5 protein-coding genes are annotated in these 5,359 nt (G+C 34.2%); all 5 read right to left on the minus strand.

Annotated features, from left to right (window positions below; all coding sequences use genetic code 11):
* Positions 1–86 (minus strand): NAD-dependent epimerase/dehydratase family protein (locus ACY651_RS20460; RefSeq protein WP_462255387.1); only part of this gene is annotated, 86 nt, incomplete at its 3' end.
* Between the two features lie 64 nt (positions 87–150).
* On the minus strand, positions 151–1,542 hold the full coding sequence (locus tag ACY651_RS20465) for an undecaprenyl-phosphate glucose phosphotransferase (protein WP_462255382.1): 1,392 nt from the start codon (positions 1,540–1,542) through the stop codon (positions 151–153).
* A 63-nt stretch (positions 1,543–1,605) separates the two neighbouring features.
* Positions 1,606–2,790, minus strand: a complete 1,185-nt coding sequence (locus tag ACY651_RS20470) for a glycosyltransferase family 4 protein (RefSeq protein ID WP_462255383.1) — start codon at positions 2,788–2,790, stop codon at positions 1,606–1,608.
* Positions 2,791–2,795: 5 nt separating this feature from the next.
* Positions 2,796–4,106, minus strand: coding sequence for a nucleotide sugar dehydrogenase (locus tag ACY651_RS20475; RefSeq protein ID WP_462255384.1), 1,311 nt, complete (start codon positions 4,104–4,106; stop codon positions 2,796–2,798).
* A partial coding sequence (locus ACY651_RS20480; RefSeq protein ID WP_462255386.1) for a heparinase II/III family protein occupies positions 4,103–5,359 on the minus strand: 1,257 nt, incomplete at its 5' end. The genes ACY651_RS20475 and ACY651_RS20480, both read right to left, overlap by 4 nt.

Genomic DNA, 5,359 nt, shown 5'->3' on the forward strand with positions numbered 1-5,359 from the left:
CCGATAACACTGTGCCCTCTTTCTAATAATTTTTTGGCAAGGTTGGAGCCAATAAAACCGGCAACTCCGGTAATTAAAATCTTCATTGTTGAAGCTGTTTAAGTGGTTAAATGAATGTAGAGAATTATTTCTTATTGGGTATTCAATATTTTAAAATGCATTTTTATCTCCTTTAAAAACCTGGTAAACGGTTAAAAAAAGAATTTGCAGATCAAGCCATAAATTCCAATTTTCTAAATACCATAAATCTTTATTTACCCTCATTTGTATTTGCTCTGGGTTTGTAATTTCGCCCCTGTAGCCATTTACCTGTGCCCATCCCGTAATACCGGGTTTTAAAAATTGCCGAATCATATATTCATCTACATACTGTGAGTAATCATTTGTATGCTTAAGCATGTGCGGCCTTGGGCCAACCAAACTCATGTTACCTTTAAACACATTTAAAAATTGAGGAAACTCATCAAGGCTTGTACGCCTTATAAACCTGCCAATTTTTGTAACCCTGGTATCATTTGCTGTTGCCTGTTTTAAATCTGCATCTTTATTTTTTCTCATACTGCGAAATTTATAGCAGTAAAATGGTTTTTTATTTTTTCCTGTACGCAATTGAGAGAAGAAAACCGGACCTCTTGATTCTAACAAAATCAATAAACCCAACAGAGGCACCAGCCACGAAAGAATAAAAACTATTACTAAAAAACTAACAATAATATCCAATACCCTTTTCTTTATTCTGTTGCCTACATCATCTAATGGTTCGCTGCGTAAAGACAGTATGGGCAGCTCTCCAAAATATTCTATATGCACATCTCTGGTTATAAATACAGAAAGGTTGGGTACAATTTTAAAGCGGATACATTCTTTTTCTGCCTGGTACATTAAATTGTATATATCCTTATTTTGCTCGGGTGTAATGGTGGAGTATATCTCTGCAACATCAAATTCCTTTGCAAATTCCAGCGATTTACTAACCTCTGTAATTATAGGATAGTGGGATAACTCATGTACATTTTCATTATCTTCAATAAATCCTAATAGCTGTGTATTAAGGCCGTCTTCTTCAAAATATGTTGCCAGTTTTTTTGCAGTATCGTTATAACCCAGTATTATTATTTTTTTAATAAGGTAATGGCTGTTTTTAAAATATTTTTTAATGCCAAGATATATAAACCGGTTTACCAAAAGCCCTATCCCAAATACAACCATACTGGAAATAATAAACAATCTTGATATGCGGAACTCACGTGAAAAAAACAGGTAAAACAGCATGCAAATAACCCAGAGTAAATAAACCTGTGTGGTTCGTTTTGTAAAATGTTCAAAAGCAAAAATTACTTTACCAGTATATGTTCCTAAAAAAAATGATAGCAGTAACCATCCTGCAACAGATATTGTCCAGTATTGAAAATAACTGCTCCAATAATCTGCCGGGATGCTTTCAACAAAAAGAACATTACAAAAAAAGTACCCGATAGTTATAATAAACATATCAAGTACCACAAGGGTCATTTGTAAATATCTTTCAAACTGCTTGTTCATCCTAAAATTGTAAATTCACTTTGATTTTTTAATTTCTTAAAAAGCTATTATATAACGAAGATTCTATAATTTAAATATGTTTTTATAAAAATTTATCAGCTTTTGACTCTCAAAATTCCACGAAAGCTCGTTTACAACCCTGTTATACCCAAAATCACCCATTCTTTTTCTCTCTTCAGGGTTATCCAAAAGCCACATTATTTTATTTGCAAAATCTTCTATTGAGGTATTGTCGGCATATAAAGAGGCTTCCAGGGCAGATAACCTGCCTTCTTTGAGATCAAATTGAACGATTGGTTTTTTCAGCGCCATATATTCCATAATCTTATTCATTGTAGAAAGATTATTCATCTCTGTTGGCCTGTCTGGATTTACACATACATCGGCAGTATTTAAAATATCCACCATTGTTTCATCATCTACCCTGCCGTAAAAATCAACATAATCACCTAAATTCATTTGAGTAGCCTGCTGCTTAATTTTTTCTAAATCTGTACCTCCGCCAATAATTGCAAACTGCACATCATTTCTTACTGAGGTAATAAACTTTATTGATTCCAGTAAAAGATCTAACCCCTCCTGCTCCCCGATAACCCCAACATACCCTGCCAGAAATGTACGCCCTTTTTTATACTTTTCATTTCCGCTTCCCAACTTTAACCGGTCAAGCTTTGGACCGCTCCTTACTACCTGTACTTTTTCCTTTGGCATTTTACCCCGGCGAATGGCAATTTCTTTATACGATTCATTTGTGGCAATACTGTAATTAGCTGTAGCAAATGTTAACCGTTCAGTAAGTAGCAAAAATTTATAAAAAAATCCTTTCTTATTATATTTGGCAATGTATAATTCAGGATTAATATCGTGGTGATCAAAAACATATTTAACACCAAATATTTTAAAGAAGAGTGCTACAATAAAAATTAAGTCTGGCGGGTTACACCCCTGTATTACATGAAACCTTTTTTTGAAAAATATTTTTAAACTTAAAAAAAATTCCCAGAATAATGCTATTGAGTACTCTAACAAATATCCTGAAGCACCTTTTGCCTCTAACGGCAAGGAATGCCTGTATATTTCTATGCCATTTATTACTTCATAAGATTTTGTATAGCCCTTCATTTTAGGGCATATTATAGAAACCTTGGCTCCGTTCTCCATTAATGTATTGGCCTCCTGCCAAACCCTTCTGTCGAAAGGAACTGGCAAATTCTCCACAATAATTAAAATGTGCTTTCCGCTAAACATACTTTTTACCAGTTAATTCCTGTATAATTATTTTTGTTTCTAATGGCTTCGGGTAGCCGCACCATATCTACAATCATTGCTGTATCGCCGGCTTTTTCTAATACATCTAAATATTCCTGCTCCCTGTTATTAATTACAATTACATCTACATCTTTTATTAAATCTTCTGCATCTTTTACCATAAGTTTTGAAAGATGCGGTATATGATGATCGATATAAACTTTATTAGTACCGGTTAAGTTGGACAGGTGTATATGCTTATCATAAATTTTAACGGAATACCCTTTACCTAATAAAGTTTCTACAACTGCAACTGCTGGTGAATTACGCAAATCGTCGGTACCGGCTTTAAAACTTAATCCAAGAAAACCAATGCGTTTTTTTTGTGTATGCTGAATAATATCAACAGCACGGGTTATTTGCAATTCATTTGATTTATTGATGCTGTCAATTACAGGAACACTTACATAAAGATCATGTGCCAGTGTTTGAAGGCCTTTTAAATCTTTTGGAAGACATGACCCGCCAAATGCAAAACCCGGTTTAAAATAATAGGGCGATATATTCAATTGCTTATCCTTACAGAATATCTCCATTACTTTATGAGAGTCTATACCCATCTCCGAGCATATATTTCCAATCTCGTTACCAAAAGAAATTTTAAGAGCATGAAAAGTGTTGTTTACATACTTCATAATTTCCGCAATTTTAAGGTCGGTTATTATAACTTCGCCTGGTAACTGACGGTAAAGGCTGGCCACAGTTTCTGCTGCCCCGCTGTTATCGGATCCTATAAGTGTGAGCGGCGGATTGTAATAATCTTCTACTGCTGTTCCTTCTCTTAAAAACTCAGGATTATCCACTATTGCAAAATCTACATTTCTTTTTTTACCCGATGCATCTTCTACAATTGCAGCAAATTTATCGCAGGTACCAGGCATTATAGTAGAGCGTATGGCAATGATGTGAAAATCTTTTTTTTCTTTTATTGCTAACCCGGCAACCTCCGCTACTTTAAAAATATAATTAAGGTTTAGGTGGCCTTTATCACTGCTTGGGGTACCCACAGCAACTATGGTAATATCGGTTTTAAGTATTGCTTCTTTTGAATCTGTAGTGGCTTCAATATTGCCCTTTGCCCTTTGCTCGGCAATAATAATATCAATATCTTTTTCAATAATAGTTGCTTTGCCTGCATTTATCTGGTCAACTTTAATCTGGCTAACATCTACACCAATTACATGGTGGCCGTTTTTTGCCAGGCAACCAATACTTACGCAACCTACATATCCTAATCCGAAAATACTTATGTTCATAATTTATTAATTGATATTATTGTTTCTAACTGCATATTCCCCGAAATTTCGAGGGAACATATTAAAGTGTTACAGGGTTCTTTATGTAAAAAGGAATTTGAATACCATCCGGTTATTTCTGGTTCTAATTGGCCGTTTACTACTACTGTTTTTAATTTGGGATCAGTTTGTAATTGCACACTCCTTCCATTTTTATTTATCAATTCAAAAGAGTGTTCACTAACATTTTTTACGGCTATTACCGGATGTAAATGAAAAGGCATTTCTATATAGCAACCGGCACTTCCGTTTTTAACTTCAATAAAGTCGGTAATATTAATATTTAAAGACTCCTTATTAAAAATTATTTTTCTTGTATGTGTAATGCCATATTTTTCGTAGCCATTATGCTTTGCCTCAATGATATCCATGGTATCATTTGTTTGTGCATTAAGCACAACACATTTATAATGATTAAGCCATAAGGTTGAGCCGGCAAAATTTGCCTGGTTAAGTTTATTAACCCTGATGGTATTGTGGGCCAGTGTACTTACAAAATAATTTCTCCATTCTGGTGCAGTGTGGTAAGTGTAAGTACCAGTATCCACAAAAACTGGCTGGCCATCAACATGTAATAAAAAAGATAAAGCATCGGCATGGCCATGTGCAGCTATGGAAAGAAAACCCAATGCTGCTGCATCAAAATGAAAATATACTTCCTGATTGTTTTCTTTTTTTCTGCAAATAAAATGCCCTTCTGCTGTATAAAATTTTGAACCTTCGGTAATTGCAGTTTCCTTAACTGAATCGTATATTTCTCTGCCTTTTTCCCCAAATAAAAGCTGGTTCTTTAAATCGAAACCGTTTGATTTTGATTTAAGAACAGGATCATTAAAAATGATAGCTCCAGAAGTTAGTATAGATTTAAAATTATTAAAGGTCTCTTCAGGATCAACAATAAAACATTTACCATCATCTTCATCTCCATACTTAGGAAAATTTCCTTTACAATCGAGAAAGCTGCAGATATAATTAAATATTTGATGCAGCTGTTCTTTATATTGTTTTGAAAAAGGGTAGTTTGAATTTTCGCCGGCAATGTATGCCAACAGAAAAAAATCGGTGATAAACTGAATGTATTCTGCTGCCTCTTCTTTATTTACCCCATTTTTAGAATGCTGATTAATAATTTCAGCCTCAAGCCCTTTTTGTGAATAGCTGATCCATTTTTCTGATTCTTTAAAAGACCATTTTACCGAAGCAATAAACAGGCC

The organism is Ferruginibacter sp. (assembly GCF_031391665.1).
Taxonomy (GTDB): domain Bacteria; phylum Bacteroidota; class Bacteroidia; order Chitinophagales; family Chitinophagaceae; genus Ferruginibacter.